At 40.7% G+C, this 21,331-nt stretch carries 15 protein-coding genes, 1 tRNA gene and 1 pseudogene; 6 read left to right on the top strand and 11 right to left on the bottom strand.

The window, feature by feature from the left end:
* Positions 1–14 precede the first annotated feature (14 nt).
* The 3 genes from oppB to ABLA76_RS06870 form a co-directional block, all read right to left on the bottom strand.
* Positions 15–935 (bottom strand): oligopeptide ABC transporter permease OppB, encoded by a 921-nt coding sequence (gene oppB, locus ABLA76_RS06880; RefSeq protein ID WP_047770976.1) that lies wholly within the window; start codon positions 933–935, stop codon positions 15–17.
* Positions 936–1,016: 81 nt separating this feature from the next.
* Positions 1,017–2,660 carry an oligopeptide ABC transporter substrate-binding protein OppA gene (oppA, locus tag ABLA76_RS06875; protein WP_348987368.1) on the bottom strand — a complete coding sequence of 548 codons (1,644 nt, stop codon included), beginning with the start codon at positions 2,658–2,660 and terminating at the stop codon, positions 1,017–1,019.
* A gap of 122 nt (positions 2,661–2,782) precedes the next feature.
* Positions 2,783–4,423, bottom strand: coding sequence for an ABC transporter substrate-binding protein (locus ABLA76_RS06870; RefSeq protein ID WP_348987367.1), 1,641 nt, complete (start codon positions 4,421–4,423; stop codon positions 2,783–2,785).
* Positions 4,424–5,471: 1,048 nt separating this feature from the next.
* Here ABLA76_RS06870 and adhE point away from each other — a divergent pair.
* The gene (gene adhE, locus ABLA76_RS06865; RefSeq protein WP_348987366.1) at positions 5,472–8,129 is read left to right on the top strand and encodes a bifunctional acetaldehyde-CoA/alcohol dehydrogenase; all 2,658 of its coding nucleotides are present in this window, start codon (positions 5,472–5,474) and stop codon (positions 8,127–8,129) included.
* 238 nt (positions 8,130–8,367) lie between these two features.
* Here adhE and ABLA76_RS06860 read toward each other — a convergent pair whose 3' ends face one another.
* Positions 8,368–8,964: a thymidine kinase gene (locus ABLA76_RS06860; RefSeq protein ID WP_047770980.1), complete on the bottom strand. Its 597-nt coding sequence runs from the start codon at positions 8,962–8,964 to the stop codon at positions 8,368–8,370.
* A 643-nt stretch (positions 8,965–9,607) separates the two neighbouring features.
* Here ABLA76_RS06860 and ABLA76_RS06855 point away from each other — a divergent pair.
* Positions 9,608–10,009 (top strand): H-NS family nucleoid-associated regulatory protein, encoded by a 402-nt coding sequence (locus tag ABLA76_RS06855; RefSeq protein WP_047770981.1) that lies wholly within the window; start codon positions 9,608–9,610, stop codon positions 10,007–10,009.
* A gap of 234 nt (positions 10,010–10,243) precedes the next feature.
* Here ABLA76_RS06855 and ABLA76_RS06850 read toward each other — a convergent pair whose 3' ends face one another.
* From ABLA76_RS06850 to galU, 3 genes are read right to left on the bottom strand one after another with little or no spacing between them, the layout of a single operon-like run.
* Positions 10,244–11,254 (bottom strand): NAD-dependent epimerase, encoded by a 1,011-nt coding sequence (locus tag ABLA76_RS06850; protein ID WP_348987365.1) that lies wholly within the window; start codon positions 11,252–11,254, stop codon positions 10,244–10,246.
* An 8-nt stretch (positions 11,255–11,262) separates the two neighbouring features.
* On the bottom strand, positions 11,263–12,606 hold the full coding sequence (locus tag ABLA76_RS06845) for a UDP-glucose/GDP-mannose dehydrogenase family protein (protein ID WP_348987364.1): 1,344 nt from the start codon (positions 12,604–12,606) through the stop codon (positions 11,263–11,265).
* 24 nt (positions 12,607–12,630) lie between these two features.
* On the bottom strand, positions 12,631–13,548 hold the full coding sequence (galU, locus tag ABLA76_RS06840; RefSeq protein ID WP_348987363.1) for a UTP--glucose-1-phosphate uridylyltransferase GalU: 918 nt from the start codon (positions 13,546–13,548) through the stop codon (positions 12,631–12,633).
* A 244-nt stretch (positions 13,549–13,792) separates the two neighbouring features.
* On the opposite strand from galU, the gene ABLA76_RS06835 reads away from it, so the two are divergent.
* The 3 genes from ABLA76_RS06835 (at position 13,793) to ABLA76_RS06825 (ending at position 15,465) form a co-directional block, all read left to right on the top strand.
* A complete protein-coding gene (locus tag ABLA76_RS06835; protein ID WP_348987362.1) occupies positions 13,793–14,254 on the top strand; it encodes a YchJ family protein in 462 nt (153 codons plus the stop codon).
* Between the two features lie 67 nt (positions 14,255–14,321).
* A complete protein-coding gene (purU, locus tag ABLA76_RS06830; protein ID WP_047770986.1) occupies positions 14,322–15,170 on the top strand; it encodes a formyltetrahydrofolate deformylase in 849 nt (282 codons plus the stop codon).
* 210 nt (positions 15,171–15,380) lie between these two features.
* Positions 15,381–15,465 (top strand) — tRNA-Tyr (locus ABLA76_RS06825).
* A gap of 330 nt (positions 15,466–15,795) precedes the next feature.
* On the opposite strand, the gene ABLA76_RS06820 is transcribed toward ABLA76_RS06825, so the two are convergent.
* A complete protein-coding gene (locus ABLA76_RS06820) occupies positions 15,796–16,659 on the bottom strand; it encodes a LysR family transcriptional regulator (protein ID WP_348987361.1) in 864 nt (287 codons plus the stop codon).
* Positions 16,660–17,310: 651 nt separating this feature from the next.
* Between ABLA76_RS06820 and xthA the strand changes: the two genes are divergently transcribed.
* Positions 17,311–18,117, top strand: a complete 807-nt coding sequence (gene xthA / locus ABLA76_RS06815) for an exodeoxyribonuclease III (protein WP_047771905.1) — start codon at positions 17,311–17,313, stop codon at positions 18,115–18,117.
* A gap of 56 nt (positions 18,118–18,173) precedes the next feature.
* Here the strand turns inward: xthA and ABLA76_RS06810 are convergent, their stop codons facing one another.
* The 3 genes and pseudogenes from ABLA76_RS06810 to ABLA76_RS06800 form a co-directional block, all read right to left on the bottom strand.
* Entirely contained in the window at positions 18,174–20,120 is a 1,947-nt protein-coding gene (locus ABLA76_RS06810; protein WP_348987360.1) for a DNA topoisomerase III, read from the bottom strand.
* 4 nt (positions 20,121–20,124) lie between these two features.
* Positions 20,125–20,562 (bottom strand): annotated as a pseudogene (locus tag ABLA76_RS06805) (AIR synthase-related protein); the annotation flags it as partial.
* A gap of 64 nt (positions 20,563–20,626) precedes the next feature.
* Positions 20,627–21,178: an NAD(P)H nitroreductase gene (locus ABLA76_RS06800; RefSeq protein WP_348987359.1), complete on the bottom strand. Its 552-nt coding sequence runs from the start codon at positions 21,176–21,178 to the stop codon at positions 20,627–20,629.
* Positions 21,179–21,331 lie beyond the last annotated feature (153 nt).

Raw genomic sequence — 21,331 nt, 5'->3', positions numbered from 1 at the left:
TGCGTGCTCCAGTATTAATAACGAATTTTCGGATCAATGACGGCATACAGCACATCAACGATGGCATTAAACATAATGGTCAGGCTCCCCACCAGAATCGTCAAACTCAGTACCAGTGAGTAATCACGGTTTAATGCGCCATTGACAAATAATTGCCCCAGACCGGGTAAGCCGAAAATAGTTTCGATAACCATTGAACCCGTAATGATGCCGACGAATGCTGGACCCATGTAAGAAATAACGGGTAATAAGGCAGGTTTTAACGCATGACGGAAAATAATCTTCCGCAGTGGCAAACCCTTGGCCCGTGCTGTACGAATAAAGTTGGAATGCAAAACTTCTATCATGGAACCCCGGGTAATACGGGATATGCTGGCAATATAAGAGAGGGAAAGTGCGACCATTGGCAAAAGCATATATTTAGGTGCCCCGCCATTCCAGCCTCCTCCCGGCAACCATCTTAATGTAATGGCGAATATCAAAACTAATAAGGGGGCGACCACGAAACCAGGGATCACGACACCTGTCATGGCAAACCCCATTACCGTGTAATCCCATTTCGTATTCTGGTTCAATGCCGCAATAACGCCTGCACTGACACCGAATATTACCGCCATAACAAAGGCGGCAAATCCCAATTTAGCAGAAACCGGCAACGCTTCTGCAACCAGATCATTGACACTGTAGTCTTTATATTTGAATGAAGGGCCAAAATCCCCTTTAGAAAGTTGGATGAGGTAATTGAAATATTGCTTATAAATAGGATCATTTAAATGGTATTTCGCTTCAATATTTGCCATAACCTCTGGCGGCAGCTTTCTTTCTCCTGTAAATGGGCTACCCGGCGCAAGCCGCATCATAAAAAACGAAATAGTAATAAGGATAAAAAGTGTCGGGATCGCCTCTAAACAGCGACGTAAAATAAATTTTAGCATTGCCCGCTCCTACTGCTTAGCCAAACCGTGGCCTTTAATTATTTGACAAGCAGGCGATCCAACGAGATCACCTGCTAATTTCTAATGCTTTATTATGTATAGGTCTTTGGTATGGAAGTTATCTAAGGGATCTTTACCGGTATAACCACCGACATAAGGTTTCACTAAGCGAGTATTGGCATAGTAGAAAATAGGAACTATCGCTGAATCTTTGTCTAATAAAGCATTTGCCTTGGCATAAACTTCTGCACGCTCTTCATCAGTTTGGACTTGCAGGGATTGTTTCATCAGGGCATCAAACGCTTTGCTTTTATAATGGGCTGTATTATTGCTGCTATCGGATAGCATAGCGTTCAGGAAACTGGACGCTTCGTTGTAGTCTGCACACCACCCTGCACGGGCAACGTCAAAATTTCCCTGATGGCGGGAATCAAGATAAGTTTTCCATTCTTGGTTTTCGAGGTTAACTTTAATACCAAGATTCTTTTTCCAAATGGATGCGGCAGCAATGGCCAATTTTTTATGGAGATCAGAAGTGTTATACAACAGGTTAATTTTCAGTGGGTTATCTTTAGTAAAACCCGCTTCTGCCAAAAGTTTTTTCGCTTCTTCATTACGTTGCTGCTGGTTCAGCCTGGTATACCAATCCGGTTTTTCACCTTTAAAATCAGCAATATAAGGAGGGGTATAACCATAGGAAGGTAAATCTCCCTGATTTTTGACCTTATAAGTTATCGTATTACTATCCATCCCTAGTTTCAGTGCGGTACGCACACGGGGATCATTAAATGGGGGTTTCTGGTTATTTATTTCATAATAATAAGTACATAAATACGGGTTGATATGCAACTGTTCGGGAACGTCTTTTTTTAGCTTTTGGAATAGTTCGACCGGTAAGTTGTTATAAGTCATTTCAATTTCGCCGGCACGATAGCGATTAACATCCATGACTTCCGAGGAAATAGGCAAGATTGTGACCTGGTTAATAACAGTGTGTTTGTTATCCCAATACGTTGGGCTGCGTTCCAGAACAATGCGCTCGTTAATCACCCAGTTCTTCAGCTTATAGGCACCGTTACCGACAAAATTTTGTGGTTGTGTCCATCTCTCACCATATTTTTCAATGGTTGCACGATGAACCGGAGAGGTCGTCGGGTGAACAAATAATTTGACTAAATAGGGAACGGCTTCACTGAGTGTTAATTGTAATGTATGGTCATCTAATGCCTTAACGCCCAGCGCTTCCGGTTTCTGTTTAGCCCTGATGATATCGTCAACATTAAGCAGATGGGCATATTGCAGATAACTTGCATATGGGGATGCGGTATTGGGATCTACCAGACGGCGCCAGCTATAGACAAAATCCTGTGCAGTGACAGGGTCACCATTGGACCATTTTGCATCTTTGCGCAGATGGAATGTCCAAACTGTGAAATCCTTATTTTCCCAGCTTTCTGCGACTCCCGGTATAATTTTACCGTCAGGGGCATTGATCACCAGAGTTTCAAACAAATCACGCGCGATATTAGATTCTGGCACACCTTCAATTTTATGCGGGTCCAACGATTGTGGTTCAGAGGCATTGTTGCGGACTAACACCTGTTTTGCAGTATCGGCAAGTTGCACGCCAGCAGGCACTTGTGCTGCAAAGGCCGGCCACCCTATCATCATGCCTAGCGTTACCGTAATGCCAGTAGCCAGTTTTTTCTTTGTTGTGTTTATCATCTTATTCTCTCCAATTGATATCATTTGACCCATTAAAGTCATATCCACGCATTGGGTCGGGCATTTTCCGTATCCAAAAGGAACTATTTTGTTTACGGAAAAATAATATGTTGTGACGATAATCAGTGATTCACCTTTTTAATATACAAATTCTTTAGATCAACATAATCTTGGGGATCTTTCCCAGTCATTCCCCCAACTGTCGGGCGAATGAGGCGCACGCTGACGCGGTAATAAACGGGGATCAACCCTGAATCTTTATCAAGCTGGGCTTCGGCTTGCTGATAAAATTCCTTACGGGTTGCACTCTCTTTGGCAGTCAGGGCCTGCCTAAGAAAGTTATCAAAAGCCTCACTTTGATAAAAACCAGCATTGTTACTGCTATTTGACAGCCACATATTCAAGAAAGAAGAAGGTTCGTTATAATCGCCACACCATGTTGCCCTCGCAACGTCATAATTTCCTTGATGGCGGTTCTGGAGAGAGGTTTTCCACTCCTGATTTTGCAAAGTGACTTTTGCGCCAATATTTTTCTGCCACATAGAAGCCGCAGCAATGGCTTGTTGTTTATTTTGTTCTGATGTGTTGTACAACAAGGTAAATTTAAGGGGATGACTGGCATCAAAACCCGCTTCCTTCAACAATTCTTTCGCCCGTTGATTACGCTGTTCCTGGGTCCAGCTTGCCCATTCTGGATTAATGGTCAAACCGTCGCCAATATAAGTCGGAGTAAATCCATACGCCGGAATTTGCCCCTGAGCCATAATTCTTTCGGTGATGATATCGCGATCAAGACTCAGTTTTATGGCTTCACGCACCCGTTTATCTTTAAACAAGGGCTTCTGGTTATTGATTTCGTAGTAAAACGTGCACAGATAAGGTGAAACTTGCAATTGTTCGGGTATATCCCGTTTCATTTTTTGGTATAGATCAGGAGGAATAGCGTTATCAGTCATATCCACTTCCCCGCTACGATAGCGGTTAACACCACTAACGCCAGAGACAATCGGCAGGAAAGTGCCTTTTTCAATGAGGGTTTCTTTATCGTTCCAATACTGGGGATTGCGCGTTAAGATAATTCGCTCATTAACCACCCAATCTTTCAATGTATAAGCACCATTGCCAATATAGTTTGCTGGCAATGTCCATTTATTTCCCCATTTTTCAATCACATCTTGCCTGACAGGTTTCATCGCTGTATGGCTTAACATGTCGACCAGATAAGGCACTGGCTGGCTGAGTGTTACCTGAAAACGGTGATCATCTAACGCCTTAACTCCCAATTGTTCCGGTGATTTTATTCCTTTCAGAATATCGTCAACGTTCTGAATATAGGCATATTGCAAATAACTGATATAAGGCGACCCAGTATCTGGATCAGCGAGCCGGTGCCAGCTATAGACAAAATCCTGCGCAGTCACAGGCTTACCATCACTCCATTTGGCATCATGGCGTAAATAGAACGTCCATACTTTATAATCTTCATTCTCCCATCTTTCTGCTATGCCAGGCACGGTTTCACCATTTGGCTCTGTCGTTACCAACCCTTCCAGCAGATTGCGGATGATGACGGTTTCTGGAGTACCTTCAACTTTATGAGGGTCCAATGAAGTGACTTCGACACCATTGTTAACGGTTATTTCTTGTTTTTCGGTGAGTGTAACGCCTGCGGGAACAGTTGCAGCAATACTCTGCGCGGCGGGAAAAGAGAATAAAACGATATTCGAAATCAACTGACCTAACTTTGATGTTTTTTTTCTCATATTTTGCTCCAAGTTATAAACAGCAAATGAATCGTTTTTAATCTACTCACTCCAATAATTCACTTATCACGTTAACAAAGGGTAATTAACCTACTAAAAAATGATGTTCACATAATAATTGTTATTTGATTTTTACAATAAATTTATTAAAACATTAATAATATTCGTTGCCCCTGCATACAATGCATTCGAAAAATTAATGTAATAATCTGATAATAATGGATTTTATTCTATTATCTCCCGACGATATTCATGGAATGTTATCAAAAGAGAAAATAAACATTATTTTAACAAAATGCAATCACTACGGAGTAAAAGTCCATCTTCATCACAAAGTAACGACACAAGCCACCAGTCAAACAAGATTATGAAACGAAAAATACGTGTAGAAAATTACAGTATTGTTTTAAGAAAACCACAGACTAAAAAGGAATAAAACATAAACAATGGTTTCAAGGAAATTACACCGAAATGATGTTATCGATTAATCGCGCTTTAACTGGTCATTTATCGGTTGGCTTTTGATTAATTTACTCCCAATCCAAAGGTGAAATTTCATCTTATTGCATAAACAGTTTAAATAAATACATAAGTTATCTTTTCTATATCACAATCACAGCAACCCAGAAAATAAGGTCAGGGTCTTATAATAAAGATATTAACAATAATTCCATGTTCGAATAATCATATTAATATCAGTTCGCTGTAAAGTTAATAGGTTGTATTTGTACCGTTAAATCCGCAGGTAAACGCCATTCAGATATCAATTCAGCTATTGTTCCAGAAACAATAGCTGAATTGAGTCAGCTTAATGTTTTCATGATCTAAATCACAATACTAATAACTGTGAATGATAAGCTGTATCCGACGTAGAATTTCAAGGAAAGAAACTATTACTAGATTAATCATTTTGTTAAGCAATTTTTTAAGGCAATTAGCGGTATTCACGATGAAATCCAAACGATTAATCTCATAATATTATTTAATACCCTAACAATATTGCATCGGATTGCCTTAAAAAATTTAACATTTATCAGGAGTAATTTTTATGGCTGTAACTCAAGTCGCAGAACTCAATGAATTAGTTGCTCGCGTAAAAAAAGCCCAACATGAATTTGCTAATTTTACTCAGGAGCAAGTTGACCGAATTTTCCGGGCTGCTGCCCTTGCCGCTGCTGACGCCCGTATTCCACTGGCAAAATTAGCCGTATCTGAATCAGGTATGGGAATTGTGGAAGATAAAGTGATCAAAAACCACTTCGCTTCTGAGTATATTTATAATGCCTATAAAGATGATAAAACTTGCGGTATTTTATCTGAAGACAGTACTTTCGGTACTATTACTATTGCTGAACCTATTGGCCTGATTTGCGGGATTATTCCAACAACAAATCCAACATCTACTGCCATTTTCAAAGCACTTATCAGCCTGAAAACCCGTAATGGTATTATTTTTTCCCCTCATCCACGCGCCAAAAAAGCGACGAACAAAGCGGCAGAAATCGTCTTAAATGCAGCGGTGAACGCAGGGGCACCAAAAGACATTATTGGTTGGATAGATGAACCTTCCGTTGAACTTTCCAATGCCTTAATGCACCACCCGGATATTAACCTGATTCTGGCAACCGGTGGCCCTGGCATGGTCAAAGCAGCCTATAGCTCAGGTAAACCCGCCATTGGTGTCGGTGCTGGCAATACCCCCGTGGTGATTGATGAATCAGCGGATATTAAACGTGCTGTTGCATCTATCCTGATGTCTAAGACGTTTGATAACGGCGTGATTTGTGCTTCAGAACAATCTGTCATTGTTGTTGATGCTATTTATGAGCAGATTCGTGAGCGTTTTTCAACTCATGGTGGCTATCTTCTCCAGGGAAAAGAGTTAAAAGCCGTACAGGATATTATTTTGAAAAACGGTAACTTAAATGCAGCGATTGTAGGTCAACCTGCAACAAAAATTGCTGAAATGGCCGGTCTCAATGTTCCTGAAAGCACTAAAATTCTGATTGGTGAAGTGACTCTGGCAGATGAAACCGAGCCTTTTGCCCATGAAAAGCTCTCACCACTGCTTGCCATGTATCGTGGCAAAAACTTTGAAGATGCAGTCGAAAAAGCCGAGAAACTGGTTGAGATGGGGGGTATTGGACATACTTCATGCCTCTATACCGAACAAGATAATCAGGCAGAGCGTATTAAATACTTTGGTCACAAAATGAAGACCGCACGTATTTTGATCAACACGCCTGCATCTCAAGGTGGTATCGGAGACTTGTACAACTTTAAGCTGTCTCCTTCTCTGACGCTAGGTTGTGGTTCTTGGGGAGGCAACTCTATTTCTGAAAATGTTGGGCCAAAACACCTGATCAATACAAAAACCGTCGCTAAAAGAGCCGAAAATATGTTGTGGCATAAACTTCCAAAATCAATTTATTTCCGACGTGGCTCTCTGCCCATTGCGTTGGAAGAAGTCGCTACCGATGGTGTTAAACGCGCTTTTATTGTGACAGACCGTTTCTTATTCAATAACGGTTATGCCGATCAGGTTATTAATGTCTTGAAATCTTATGGCGTTGAAACTGAAGTATTCTTCGAAGTCGAAGCAGATCCAACATTAAGCATCGTTCGCAAAGGTGCTGAACACATGCATCTGTTTAAACCGGATGTCATCATTGCCCTTGGCGGCGGTTCCCCGATGGATGCGGCTAAAATTATGTGGGTGATGTATGAGCATCCAGAAACCCATTTTGAGGAACTGGCTCTGCGCTTTATGGATATCCGTAAACGTATCTATAAATTCCCCAAAATGGGTGTAAAAGCTAAATTGGTCGCCATTACCACCACCTCAGGCACGGGTTCAGAAGTCACACCTTTCGCGGTTGTTACCGATGACGTCACCGGGCAGAAATATCCTTTGGCAGACTACGCACTCACCCCTGATATGGCGATTGTTGACGCGAACCTAGTCATGGATATGCCAAAATCGCTATGTGCTTTTGGTGGTCTGGATGCAGTAACCCACGCATTGGAAGCCTACGTTTCTGTTTTAGCCAATGAATATTCTGATGGGCAAGCACTGCAAGCACTAAAGCTGCTAAAAGATTATCTGCCGGTTAGTTACCACGAAGGGGCAAAAAACCCCGTTGCGCGCGAACGTGTCCATAATGCAGCGACGATAGCAGGTATTGCCTTTGCTAATGCATTCTTAGGCGTATGCCACTCTATGGCCCACAAGCTTGGCTCTGAGTTTCATATCCCTCATGGTTTAGCTAATGCCCTGTTAATTTGTAACGTAATCCGCTACAACGCTAATAATAATCCAACAAAACAGACTGCTTTTAGCCAATATGATCGCCCACAAGCACGACGTCGCTATGCGGAAATTGCAGATCATTTGGGGCTAACCTCATCAGATGATCGTACTGCTGCCAAGATTGAAAAACTATTGGCCTGGCTGGACGAAATGAAGTCTCAACTAGATATTCCAGCTTCAATTCGTGAAACAGGGGTGCAAGAAGCTGATTTCCTGGCAAAAATCGACAAGCTTGCAGAAGACGCATTTGATGACCAATGCACCGGTGCAAATCCGCGCTACCCATTAATTTCTGAATTGAAACAACTACTGCTAGATTCTTTTTATGGCCGTAAATTCACCGAAGAGGACAAACCACAGGGGGCAGTCAAATCAAATAGAAAAAATAATAAGTAAGAAAGAATAATAAATGATAGGCTGATGGATGTAACTTAAAAGGCGTGAGGGCAACCCGGCGCCTTTTTAATATTTTATTTTCCAGCCTTCTCAGCCTATACTCGATAAACTTCAAGTTGCAATCCGCCAGACGACGCGAGGCCTTATATTTCCCCGCTGCGCGAGGAAATATAACACGCATCCTGACGTTGGATTGGTATATATAGTTTTAGATTTCTCGATGACAACTGGCGGCGTATTAAACCTTTTTGGCCCTGGCTTCACGAATAACGTCAGTATAATGCCTGCGACACACAGAGACGTATTTTTCGTTACCACCAATATCAACCTGAGCACCATCGTAAACAACGTTGCCATCGTTGCCAAAACGAAGTACACAGCTGGCTTTTCTCCCACAATGACAGATTGTTTTCAACTCTACCAATTTATCTGACCACGCAAGGAGATATTCACTGCCGCTGAATAACTCACCTTGAAAATCTGTCCTTAAACCATAACAAAGAACAGGGATATCATCATAATCTACAATTTCACACAGTTGCTCGACGTGCTCTTTCGTTAAAAATTGGCATTCATCAATCAAAACGCAATGGACTTTTTCTGCCCTATTTTCTTTTCTGATAAGTTCAGCAATATTTGTTTTTGGTGAAAACAACAACGCTCCAGCGGATAATCCAATACGGGAACTGACCTTTCCTTTACCGAATCGAGTATCGATCTCTGCTGTAAAGATCAGCGTTCTCATTCCCCTTTCGTTATAGTTATAGGAAGACTGCAATAAGGAAGTTGATTTCCCTGCGTTCATGGCGGAATAATAAAAATAAAGCTGAGCCATTGGCCTGTTCATCCTCTTGTCAAATTTAATCAGGCGATATAACAGCACCAGTTTACCACAAACTCTGGTTAAAATTATCCCTGTCATTGTCAAATGTGGAGTAACAGAAACAAATTAAAATGAATAAGAAAAGATTATTTTCATGATAATCATCACATTTGCGCATATAAAATCAGCATCACAAGGACTTCCTGCATACCAAATGCACAAAATTAACATAAAAAGAAAATAGCTATTTTTACCCTCATCCTTTGAATATTAATAATCATAGTGGTTTACTTTTGTTCAATTCACCCACCATGATCATAACTAATGGATTACCCATAAAAAACTTTCATCTTACACTTACTCATCAACTTATTTTCAGAAAAACAGTTAATGTTTCTTACGCATTGACTATAAATTAGTTTTATACCCTAAGTTTTATCCCTTACTAAACTTTACAGTAATCCCCTTCATTCTTATTGAAAAATGGTAAACCTAATAGCCGGATTAAAACGCAATATATCGATTACTTCAAAAATTGCATTTTAAAATGACATGTTTTAGCCTAAGAAAGTAAATTCACTATTGCAGAAAATAAAATAGCATTCTATTATTATCTCTACATCAGCTATCATCATTATAATTTGAGACCAGGACAATGAGCGAAAATTTAAAATCCTTAAATAACATCCGTACCTTGCGCGCACAAGCAAGAGAATGTGAACTTACTACTTTGGAAGAAATGCTGGAAAAACTTACGACTGTTGTTGAAGAACGTCGTGACGAAGAAAATCAGGCTCGTGTACAAATAGAAGAGCGTACACGTAAACTTCAAGAATACCGTGAAATGCTGGAAAAAGATGGTATTGAATTAAGCGATTTAGTAGATGCATTAAGTGGTAAATCTACTGGTAAATCTAAACGTGCCGCGCGTCCAGCTAAATATTCATACATTGATGAAGGTGAAACTAAAACCTGGACTGGCCAAGGCCGTACCCCCGCTGTAATCAAAAAAGCAATTGAAGAAGAAGGTAAAAAACTGGAAGATTTCCTGATCTAATCAGTTGCTTTAAGACCTGATAACAAAAATACCCTTGATAGGGTATTTTTGTTTTATGATTAATATTACTAACTAGGTTAATTACAGGCTGATGTAGAAACACAGAGAGCTATATTAGTGACTAAGTCATCTTCATATTCTCGATGTGATAAAAAACAATTTAACACTAACTTAGTTTTTTATTAACATAAAGTTATAGAAAAGGAGCTAACCGCTCCTTTTCTATTTTTGCTGTCATCGCTTCTGATAAAAGCCTAAATACCAATCGGTAAATCGTTTCACCCCTTCCTTTACCGGTGTGTTAGGTGAAAAACCAATCTTATTGTAAAGCGCGTTTGAATCTGCACATGTTGACAATACATCGCCATCTTGAATTTCCATAAAATTTTTCTTTGCCTCAATTCCTAATGAGGTTTCAATGGCTTCAATAAAATCACCCAGTTTTGTCGGTTGTCCATTTCCAATATTGTAAACCCGGTATGGCGCAGAGCTGGCAGATATTTGCCCATCCTCAACTGACCAGTCTTTATTGGAAGCAGGAATGATATCCTGCAATCTGATTATAGATTCAACAATGTCATCAATATATGTGAAATCTCTCACCATATTACCATGATTATAAACATCAATCGGCTGACCTTCTAACATAGCCTTAGTGAATTTAAATAAAGCCATGTCAGGGCGCCCCCACGGTCCATATACGGTAAAAAATCTTAATCCTGTAGTGGGAAGTTGATAAAGATGTGAATAGCTGTGAGACATTAACTCATCGGCTTTTTTTGTTGCTGCATATAAAGAAACCGGATGATCAACTGAGTCATCAGTAGAAAAAGGTTGCTTTTTATTTAAGCCATAGACTGAACTGGAAGATGCATATAATAGATGCTCTACAGAATGATGGCGGCAACCTTCAAGTATATTGATGTGACCGACGATATTGGCATCTATATATGCCATAGGGTTTTGTATTGAATAACGCACACCCGGTTGGGCCCCTAAATGGATAACTCGCTGGAATTGATGTTTCGCAAACAATTCGGGTATTGCAACTCTGTCAGCCAGGTCTAATTTTTGAAATTTGAAATTTGAATAAGAGAGTAATAAATTTAATCTCGCCTGTTTCAAATTAACATCATAATAATCGTTGAGGTTATCGATACCAACAACCTCATACCCCATATTCAATAGCCGCTGACTAACATGAAAACCTATAAAACCAGCAGAGCCTGTAACTAAAAATTTCATAAATTAACTCAAATGACGGGTTTGATTGAGGCACCGCGACCAATACCATAATAAGTAAAACCACGCGATTGCAGGCGTTCGGGATCATAAAGATTGCGTCCATCAAAAATCACCGGCGTTTTTAATGAATCCTTAATCACATCAAAATCAGGTGCTCTGAAATTTTGCCATTCTGTACAGATAATCAAAGCATCAGCACCTTTTAATGCCGCTTCTTTTGTTCCCATTAAAGAGAGATCATCACGCTGCCCATAAATACGTTGGGCTTCCTGCATAGCTTCAGGATCATACGCCTGAACGTTAGCGCCGTATTTCCATAACGTTTCCATCAAGACACGGCTCGATGCTTCACGCATGTCATCTGTATTAGGTTTAAATGACAGCCCCCAAATAGCAAATGTCTTGTCCGATAAATCATCACCAAAATAGTGTCTTACAAAAGCAGGTAATTTACTTTTCTGTTTTTCGTTAACCTGCTCCACTGCCTGAAGAATTTTGGGTGTATATCCAATTTGTTCAGAAGTCCGGATCAATGCCTGAACATCTTTAGGGAAACATGAACCGCCATATCCACATCCAGGGTAAATAAAGTGATATCCGATGCGTGAGTCGGAACCAATTCCCTGGCGCACATGCTCAATGTCAGCTCCCAGCATTTCAGCCAAGTTAGCCATTTCATTCATAAAACTGATTTTTGTCGCCAACATGCAGTTAGCTGCATATTTAGTCAATTCAGCACTGCGGATATCCATAACTATCATACGATCATGATTACGATTAAATGGCTCATACAGTTCACGCATGACATCAACCACATCATCATTATCACAACCAATAATAATGCGTTCAGGCCGCATACAATCAGCAATAGCGGCGCCTTCTTTCAAAAACTCAGGGTTGGAAACGACATCAAATGGAAGTTCCAGATTACGCTCTGCCAATGTTGCTTGCATCACTGCCCTGACTTTATCAGCCGTACCTACCGGCACAGTTGACTTGTCAACAACAACTTTGTAACCATCCATATTTTCCGCAATCGTTCTGGCTACAGCAGTAACATACTTAAGATCAGCAGAGCCATCTTCATCAGGAGGTGTGCCTACTGCAATAAACTGTAATTTGCCATGAGCAATACCGGCTTTGGCATCCGTTGTAAAATTCAGCCGTCCTTCAGCATGATTTTTCTTTACCAAGGGCGTCAAGCCCGGCTCAAAGATAGGAATTTGACCGTTTTTCAAGTTCTCGACTTTTTTTGCATCAACATCGACACAAAGAACATCATGCCCCACTTCAGCAAATACGGTTGCTTGCACTAAGCCTACGTAGCCAATACCAAATACAGTAACTTTCATATCACACCTTAAAGTACGAGTAGATTATTTTTCAAACTGATTTTGCAAGGTCATGATCCAATCCGTGAATGACTTGCCCAATTCTTTATGTTTCATGCCATATTCAACAAATGCCTGCATATAACCCAACTTATTACCACAATCATGACTACGACCTTGCAAGTGATAAGCCTCAACGGACTCTTTTTCCATCAGCATGGCAATAGCATCTGTCAGTTGTATTTCATCTCCTGCCCCTGGCGCAGTTTTAGCCAATAATGGCCAGATTTTTTCGGATAATACATAACGACCAACAATGGAAAGATTCGATGGTGCCTCTTCCGGTTTTGGCTTTTCAACAACACGGACAATAGGTTTGCTATCCCCAGGCTGTAAATTTTCACCCAGGCAATCAACAATGCCATAATCCGCAACACTTTCTACAGGGACAGGTTCAACCAGAATTTGGCTTGCACCACTGCTGTTGAAGCGTAATAACATTTCGCTTAAATTATATTTTGATAGGTCGGTACTGTACTCATCCAAAATAACATCAGGCAGAACAACAGCGAACGGCTCATCACCAATAAGGGGTTTAGCACATAACACGGCATGTCCCAATCCTTTTGCTATTCCTTGACGGGTTTGCATGATGGTCACATGATTTGGACAGATAGATTGTATCTCGTCCAATAACTGGCGCTTAACTCTTTTCTCAAGAATCGCTTCCAACTCAAAGCTGGTATCAAAATGGTTTTCTATCGAGTTCTTGGATGAATGAGTGACCAGAATGATCTCATTAATCCCTGCTTTGATACATTCATTGACCACATACTGAATAAGTGGTTTATCCACCAAGGGGAGCATTTCTTTTGGGATGGCTTTGGTGGCTGGCAACATCCGGGTTCCCAAACCAGCAACAGGTATAACCGCTTTTTTGACCTTTTTATTTATTAATGACATTACATCGTCTCCTACTGCTATGTTTTCACTGAAAAACTCCTTTACAGTTTAAACAATAGCATTAACTCTCAAAAAAAATCGTATGTGTGAGGAAAATAGCACTCGCAAAAAATAACGCGCACGAGTATACACCAGTTAATTCGGCCAGATATACAGTGCGCTGGCATTTAATCCTGTTCAATAAATACTGATTTACCTTACAATTAACGATAATCTGCAACCACTTTAAATAACTGGAGCTATTTTGACAAACATGTGTCCCTGCGGCAGTGGCTCATCTTTCGACTTTTGCTGTAGCCCCTATCTTGAAAACCATCTCCCTGCCCCAAATGCTGAATCCCTGATGCGTTCCAGATATAGTGCTTACGTTACACAAAATGCAGACTATCTTATCGCAACCTGGCACCCGGATTGCCAGTCTGAAAATTGGCGTACAGAAATAGAACAAAGTTTTGCCGGTGTACAATGGCTGGGATTAAATGTCCTCGAAACTAATCAGGGGAAACATAATAACGAAGCTTATGTTGAATTTTCTGCTTGCTTTATTGAACAAGGAAAGCAAGATAAGCAATTGATTCATGAGCGCTCACGTTTTTTGTACCTTGATCAGCGTTGGTTTTATATAGATGGCATACGCCCTGAAATAGGCCGAAATAGCCCTTGTCCATGTCGTTCAGGCAAAAAATACAAGAAATGCTGTGGTTAAATCAGCATCTAAATATCAAACGCAACCACTCACACACAGTGAAGAATATTTGAGGTTCTCGTAATCCATGCAAAACGCAAACATACAAAAAAAAATCTTGCGTACGATTTGTCCTGATTCCAAAGGATTAATCGCAAAAATCACAAACATTTGTTACAAACATCAATTAAACATCGTTCAAAATAATGAGTTTGTGGATCATCGCACTGGACGATTTTTTATGCGTACCGAACTGGAGGGTATTTTTAATGACGAAACTCTTCTGGCCGATTTGGATGACGCTCTCCCTGCGGGTTCAAACCGTGAATTAAATACAGCAGGCCGACGCCGTATCGTTATCATGGTGACAAAAGAGGCGCATTGCATTGGCGACATTTTAGTCAAAAGTGTCTATGGTGGACTGGATGTCGAAATTGCGGCTGTCATCGGCAATCATACTACTTTGCAAAAATTGATTGAGCAGTTTGATATCCCATTCCATTACATCAGTCATGAGGGTCTAACCCGTGAACAACATGACGAAGCATTGATGGCTCAAATTGATCAATATAAGCCGGATTATGTTGTGCTGGCCAAGTATATGCGAGTCTTAACACCAGCATTTGTTCAATATTACCCAAATCAAATAATCAACATTCACCATTCATTCTTGCCCGCATTTATCGGTGCTCGCCCTTACCATCAGGCTTATGAGCGTGGTGTGAAAATTATTGGTGCGACGGCTCATTATGTAAATGACAATTTGGATGAAGGCCCGATTATCACCCAAGATGTGATAAATGTGGATCACACCTATACCGCTGAGGAGATGATGCGTGCAGGACGGGATGTCGAAAAGAATGTATTGAGCCAGGCATTACACTGGGTATTTTCCCAGCGGGTTTTTGTATATGGCAACCGTACCGTCATTCTTTAATAAACCATGTTATCTTTTTAATAAACAATAAGGTATTGTGCCTATAGCTGTTTGGACAAAATGCAATCCTATCACCCAATAGGTTGTAATATGAGCACCTGGATCAAAAAGCAAGCGTACGATACTTTATTTTCAATTATCTGCTTTACAGCGGCGGTTTATCTGATATTATGCCGCTCGCTGCTAACGACAGTATATAATTCAAAATCTGGTGGGGTTCCCGAGCGGCCAAAGGGAGCAGACTGTAAATCTGCCGTCATAGACTTCGAAGGTTCGAATCCTTCCCCCACCACCATCAAGAACCCACATTTCATTATATAAAAATCAAAAAACATACTTATCTTACTAAACAGTAAATTATAGCTTACTGGTTCATAAAATATCTCGATTTGGAAAGTGTTAATACGTTCAAGCTAACATTCAAATTGGAATACCACAGAATGGTTATGGGCAAGGAGAAGCAAGATGAAATGTCAAGATGCGTAATACCTAGATAAGCCAAAGGTGAGGAACGAAATGGCACATCATCCTTCCTCACCACCATCAAAAAATCTGTTCTAAGCTCTTTTAATGCATTTAGGTAAACACCCATAGCGGAGCTGAGAAACTCCGCTCATGCTGTCAGTTACTCCATATCACTGACGGAGTCGATGAAACGATTTAACACGCTTGAATGAGATTTTGATTTGTAGACATAACACTGATTAATTGCATCAGGCCGTGATATAGGAACGAAGCCCAGACTTTCTCCCTCTTCCAGTGCACCGGAGTGGGAATCTGTAATAAAAATATAATCGGTTGACTGGATAAAATTGAGACAGCATTCTATATTATCCATCTGTCGAATATTAACTTTTTCTCCGTTTTTTATCATTTCCTCTTCCAGATTCTTTATCAAATTGCCTTTATAGAGCACGGGATCACATAACCACGTTCTCTTTCTCAGCAATTGAGTAAAGTCCCCATTGACTTCATCCAATAACTCTTTGCGGCAGCAGATCCCCAAATTTGGGCCATCAATTTTCCTTACCAGACTGAATCGATCACTAAGTATTTTTTCTGAACTTAAAATTATTGTATTGCCCTCATAGTCAACTATTTCATCAATGTTATCATAACTGAAGCGTAATATATTCACTTGAGCATTATTTCTGTCCGCTGCTTTATAAAGTGAAATCAGATGCTTTTTCTTACCCCAATCATGGTATATATTTACAACATTACAAATACTCCCGCTAATGTGTTTCTTTGTAATTTCTTTCTCTTTCAAATAGAGCTCTTTTAAGTCATTATATAACTCCACTCCGTCTTTGGTCAGAATCATCCCAAACTTCTCCCTTTTGAATAAGCGCTTTCCTAACGTCGCTTCAAAGTCTTTAATTGATTTAGCGACTGGGGGAGTCGTACGGTTCATCACTCTTGCCGCTTTGCTTAAAGAACCCATTTCCACCACCGCCATGAATGCTTCTAATTTACGAGAAAAAAACATAATTCACCGTTCCTATGTAACTTGTGGCTAAAATAATTTCCTTGAAATGGCCTTCCATCAGGTAACCGCTAAATCAAACTTGATATTATGAAGGTATAGCTTTGTACAATAAAAATAAGTATTTTTCAAATGGCATTTATATAAAATACCAGTCCCTGATGCAATAATGCGGTTTAGATGAACTATATTATTCATCTATATCATGATGAATATTCCACCGTGATTGTAAGCCATTAACAAATATAACCATGACCTACACGTTCAAATTTCTATCAGAGATTGATTAACTCTTCTACTTTTTCATTAATTAATTTTTGTAACACACAACATAAAATAAATTTCAATAATAAAAACTCTCACGTAAAATTACAATATCAACTGTTGAATATAACACATAACAATTAGTGAATTATTATAAATCCATTAATTTACTATTTATTGATTTGGTCTCTTTTTATTATTTAAAAATCGATTCGACACTTTAAATTTGAGGTAACGAGAGTATTACAATCAGTATAGTATTACATATGTGAGTAAAATAGCGAATTATCAAGATAATCAGGTGAAATTTATTATTTAATAAATAGTTACATCCTTATTTGCATCTGTTAATATTAAGAATAAGAATATTTTATAGGTGATTATAACAATATGAAATTTATATCATTCAATATTAATGGGTTAAGAGCACGTCATCATCAACTTGCTGCCATTGTTGAACAACACCAACCTGATGTTATCGGATTACAAGAAATAAAAGTCCATGATGAAATGTTTCCTCTGGAAGAAGTCAGTAAGCTGGGTTATCACGTCTTTTACCATGGTCAAAAATCACACTATGGTGTCGCGCTGCTCACTCGCCAACAACCCGTAGATATCCGTAAAGGTTTTCCTACTGATGACGATGATGCACAGCGCCGCATTATTATGGCCGATATCGAGACACCGCTTGGTTTATTAACTGTAATCAATGGCTATTTTCCACAAGGGGAGAGCCGTGACCATCTGATTAAATTTCCTGCAAAAGAAAAGTTTTATCAGGATCTACTGTCTTACCTGGAAATTAACCATTCTCCAGAATCACACATTCTGATTATGGGAGACATGAATATCAGTCCAACAGATCTCGATATTGGCATCGGAGAAAACAACCAGAAACGCTGGTTAAAGACGGGGAAATGTTCTTTTTTGCCAGAAGAGCGTGAATGGATGGAACGCTTGAAAAACTGGGGACTCATCGATACATTCCGAGCACTAAGCCCCGAAGTCAATGACCAGTTTTCTTGGTTCGACTATCGCTCAAAAGGCTTTGATGATAATCGTGGGCTGCGCATTGATTTGCTGCTTGCCAGCCATCCGTTGGCAGAAAGATGTATCTCTTCTGGTATCGATTATGCTATCCGCAGCATGGAAAAACCATCCGATCATGCCCCTGTCTGGACTGAGTTTAAGATATAAACAGCGACCATGAAACACAGCACCACCCATTATGGTGCTGTGTCAGCATTTCGGGATCATCCCTGATTGGCTTGATCTTTCTTTGCCCTGCTCTTGCTGGATTTTACCTGCTTTCCTTTCCCTTTTTTGGCATTAACGGGAACAGGAGGCAAGTCCCTAAAAGCCGTCAAATTACGATGTTGTTTTGCCTGCCAAATCAACTGCTGCAATGTTTCCTGAAGGGGGAACATAAAATCCTGATAACGGAATTGCTTTTCGCTGATTTGCGTCAACCGAGATTCCCAATGTGCAGTCATATCCGGCAATACCGCCATGTCCGGCAATACATGAATTAAAGCCCTGCCAGCCGGAGTCGCGTAAATATAACGCCCTTTTTTGTACAGGAAATCCCGTTTGAATAGCAGCTCAATGATCCCTGCTCGAGTCGCTTCCGTCCCCAAGCCATCAGTGGCACGAAGCACCTTTTTCAAAGCCTTATCCTGCACAAACCGAGCTATGCCAGTCATTGCAGACAATAATGTTGCATCCGTGAAAGGCCGTGGAGGTTGTGTCTGTCTTTCCACCACTTCGCCTTTCTCACACAATAATTCATCTCCTTTAGCAACAACAGGTAATGGCGTGCCTTCATTCTCTTCATCCCGTTCCTTGTTGCCAAGCAGGGTCCTCCAACCCGCTTCTGCCAGAAAACGTGCCTTGGCGATAAATTTTCCACCTGCAATATCAAGTTCAATCGTACATTTCCGAAATACCGCGTCAGGAAAAAACTGCATCAGATATTGCCGCGCAATCAAGCTATAAATATGGCTTTCATTTTCGGTTAAATTGACTTGGCTACTACGTGCAGCAGGAATAATGGCATGGTGAGCATCAACCTTCTTATCATCCCAACAGCGGTTCTTTTGCCCTATATCTAAAGCATTCTGCGGAAGTAAATGAGTAGCATGAATCGAAATGGCATTCAGGACCGCATGACGCCCGACAAAATGCTCTTCCGGCAGGTAACGACAATCAGAGCGCGGATAAGTGATCAATTTATGGGTTTCATAAAGCCGCTGACAAATATCAAGTACATCCTGAGCACTCAAGCCAAAACGTTTGGCCGCTTCAATCTGTAAGGATGAAAGAGAAAAAGGCAATGGTGCTGTTTCTGATTCACGCTTATCCTGATAGGAAGAGACATAGGCGGGTTGTCCGGCAATACGCGCAACGACATGTTCAGCTAACGGCCGGTGAATAATTCTCCCTTCTTCATCCTGAAAATCAATGCACGATTCACTGGGTTGCCATAAAGCGGTAAATCGCTCTTCATCAGGTGTAACAACATGTGCTTTGACTTCAAAGAAGTCTTTCGGCACGAAATTTTCTATCTCTTCATCACGACGCACAACCAAACCTAAAATAGGCGTTTGAACCCGCCCAACCGATAATACCCCTTGATAACCTGCACTTTTGCCTAATAAGGTATAAGCACGGGTCATATTGATACCATAAAGCCAGTCTGCTCTGGCTCTGGCGAGTGCAGAAACACATAAGGGGATAAACTCCCGATTGCTCCTCAGCCGTTCAATCGCTTTTACGACCGCCTGATGATTCAGGTCATTAATCAGGCATCGCTGGACATTGTATTTTCTCTCAGTATCCAGATCTAAAAAATCCAGCACTTCATCCACCAGCAGTTGACCTTCACGATCAGGGTCACCTGCATGGATGATTTCGGTCGCTCTTTCCAACAGGGATTTAATAATGTTGAGCTGTTTGGCCACGGCTGCCCGTGGCTTTAGTTGCCATTTTTCAGGGATGATCGGTAAATCAGCCAATACCCAACGAGCGTAACGGCTATCGTAAGCATCGGGTTCGGCCTGTTCCAATAGATGACCAACACACCAAGTCACAAACTGGTTATCACCGCATTCGATAAACCCATCCCCACGTCGATGGGGCTTCGGTAAAACATCTGCGATGGCTCTCGCTAGACTGGGTTTTTCTGCAATAAAAAGACGCATGGAATTATTCAAAAACTTCAATGAGTGTTCTACCTAAGCCTGGCTCAGGCAGTTCACCAATAGCAAAAAAATCAATGTTGTGGCTTCGTGCAACGGCTTTCGCCTCTTCCACGGCATCCGGCAAAATTGCCAGCAATAAACCACCCGAAGTTAGTGGGTCACACAGGAGATAACGTTGACAGGGAATCATCTTTCCAATTAAGTGCCCAGCGCTGTCAAAGTTGCGTCCCGTGCCTCCAGGTACACAACCTTTTTCGATATAAACATCAACATCTGGCAATCTCGGAATTTGTGAAAATTTGACTTTCTCCTGAACGCCAGAACCTCCACAAATTTTACTCAAATGCCCTAACAGACCGGAGCCTGTTACATCCGTCATAGCTGTAACACCCTCAATTCCTGCAAAATCTGTCCCCGTTCTATTCAACTGGCACATCGTTTCTTTCTCTTGAGTCAGACGGATTTTAGTTGACATGAGTCGCTCCAGTTAAGAAGTTACTGACAAATTAGAAATAACTGACAAAATTCGTCAAATCGGGTGTTGCGACTTTTGCAGGTGCCCTGAGTTCTGGGGTTCCTAAGTAAAGGAATCCAACAATTTTGTCATTTTCCTCACATCCCAAGCCCACTCTAACAATGGGATCTTCTGTCCATGAGCCTGAACGCCATATACCGCCAAAACCTTGGGTGACTGCGGCCATTTGCATTGCGTGAACAGCACACCCCGCAGCAACGACTTGTTCCCATGCCGGAACTTTTGCATGTTCAACGACCTTAGCGATAACGGTAATAATCATTGGTGCCCGGTAAGGGGCATTTTTTGCTTTCTCCTCAACTTCCTTGCCCATTCCGCCTTCAATTGCGGCTTTTTCAAGGAGATTACTGAATTTATCTATACCTTCCCCTTCCATCACAATAAAATGCCAAGGACGCAAAGCCCCATGGTCAGGCGCTCTCATCCCAGCGGCTAAAATATGTTGCAATTCAATATCTTTTGGTACGGGGGTTGTTAAGCGTGAAATTGAACGACGATTTAACAAAAGTTCCAAAGCATTCATTATTTTCTCCTAAAGTAAGATAATCTGTCTCAGACCGACATTCTCTGTTTATTCGTTAATGAATGAAAGCACATAAACTGTTTTTTCAATCAATAACATGATTTCCAGCTGACATTTTCAAGCAGGATGATTAGGATAACCCTATTTGATACC

Origin of the sequence: Xenorhabdus sp. SGI240 (assembly GCF_040081915.1) — a bacterium.
In the GTDB taxonomy this organism is placed as follows: domain Bacteria; phylum Pseudomonadota; class Gammaproteobacteria; order Enterobacterales; family Enterobacteriaceae; genus Xenorhabdus; species Xenorhabdus bakwenae.
This window is presented reverse-complemented; position numbering and strand designations above follow the sequence as displayed.

Bases quoted from the DNA above. Each gene is read 5' to 3' on its own strand.
- oppA (WP_348987368.1), bottom strand. From the start codon at position 2,660: ATGATAAACACAACAAAGAAAAAACTGGCTACTGGCATTACGGTAACG.
- ABLA76_RS06810 (WP_348987360.1), bottom strand. From the start codon at position 20,120: ATGCGTCTTTTTATTGCAGAAAAACCCAGTCTAGCGAGAGCCATCGCA.
- ABLA76_RS06820 (WP_348987361.1), bottom strand. From the start codon at position 16,659: ATGTTTTTTTCTCGTAAATTAGAAGCATTCATGGCGGTGGTGGAAATG.
- galU (WP_348987363.1), bottom strand. From the start codon at position 13,548: ATGTCATTAATAAATAAAAAGGTCAAAAAAGCGGTTATACCTGTTGCT.
- ABLA76_RS06845 (WP_348987364.1), bottom strand. From the start codon at position 12,606: ATGAAAGTTACTGTATTTGGTATTGGCTACGTAGGCTTAGTGCAAGCA.
- ABLA76_RS06855 (WP_047770981.1), top strand. From the start codon at position 9,608: ATGAGCGAAAATTTAAAATCCTTAAATAACATCCGTACCTTGCGCGCA.
- ABLA76_RS06860 (WP_047770980.1), bottom strand. From the start codon at position 8,964: ATGGCTCAGCTTTATTTTTATTATTCCGCCATGAACGCAGGGAAATCA.
- ABLA76_RS06870 (WP_348987367.1), bottom strand. From the start codon at position 4,423: ATGAGAAAAAAAACATCAAAGTTAGGTCAGTTGATTTCGAATATCGTT.
- xthA (WP_047771905.1), top strand. From the start codon at position 17,311: ATGAAATTTATATCATTCAATATTAATGGGTTAAGAGCACGTCATCAT.
- oppB (WP_047770976.1), bottom strand. From the start codon at position 935: ATGCTAAAATTTATTTTACGTCGCTGTTTAGAGGCGATCCCGACACTT.
- adhE (WP_348987366.1), top strand. From the start codon at position 5,472: ATGGCTGTAACTCAAGTCGCAGAACTCAATGAATTAGTTGCTCGCGTA.
- purU (WP_047770986.1), top strand. From the start codon at position 14,322: ATGCAAAACGCAAACATACAAAAAAAAATCTTGCGTACGATTTGTCCT.
- ABLA76_RS06800 (WP_348987359.1), bottom strand. From the start codon at position 21,178: ATGAATGCTTTGGAACTTTTGTTAAATCGTCGTTCAATTTCACGCTTA.
- ABLA76_RS06850 (WP_348987365.1), bottom strand. From the start codon at position 11,254: ATGAAATTTTTAGTTACAGGCTCTGCTGGTTTTATAGGTTTTCATGTT.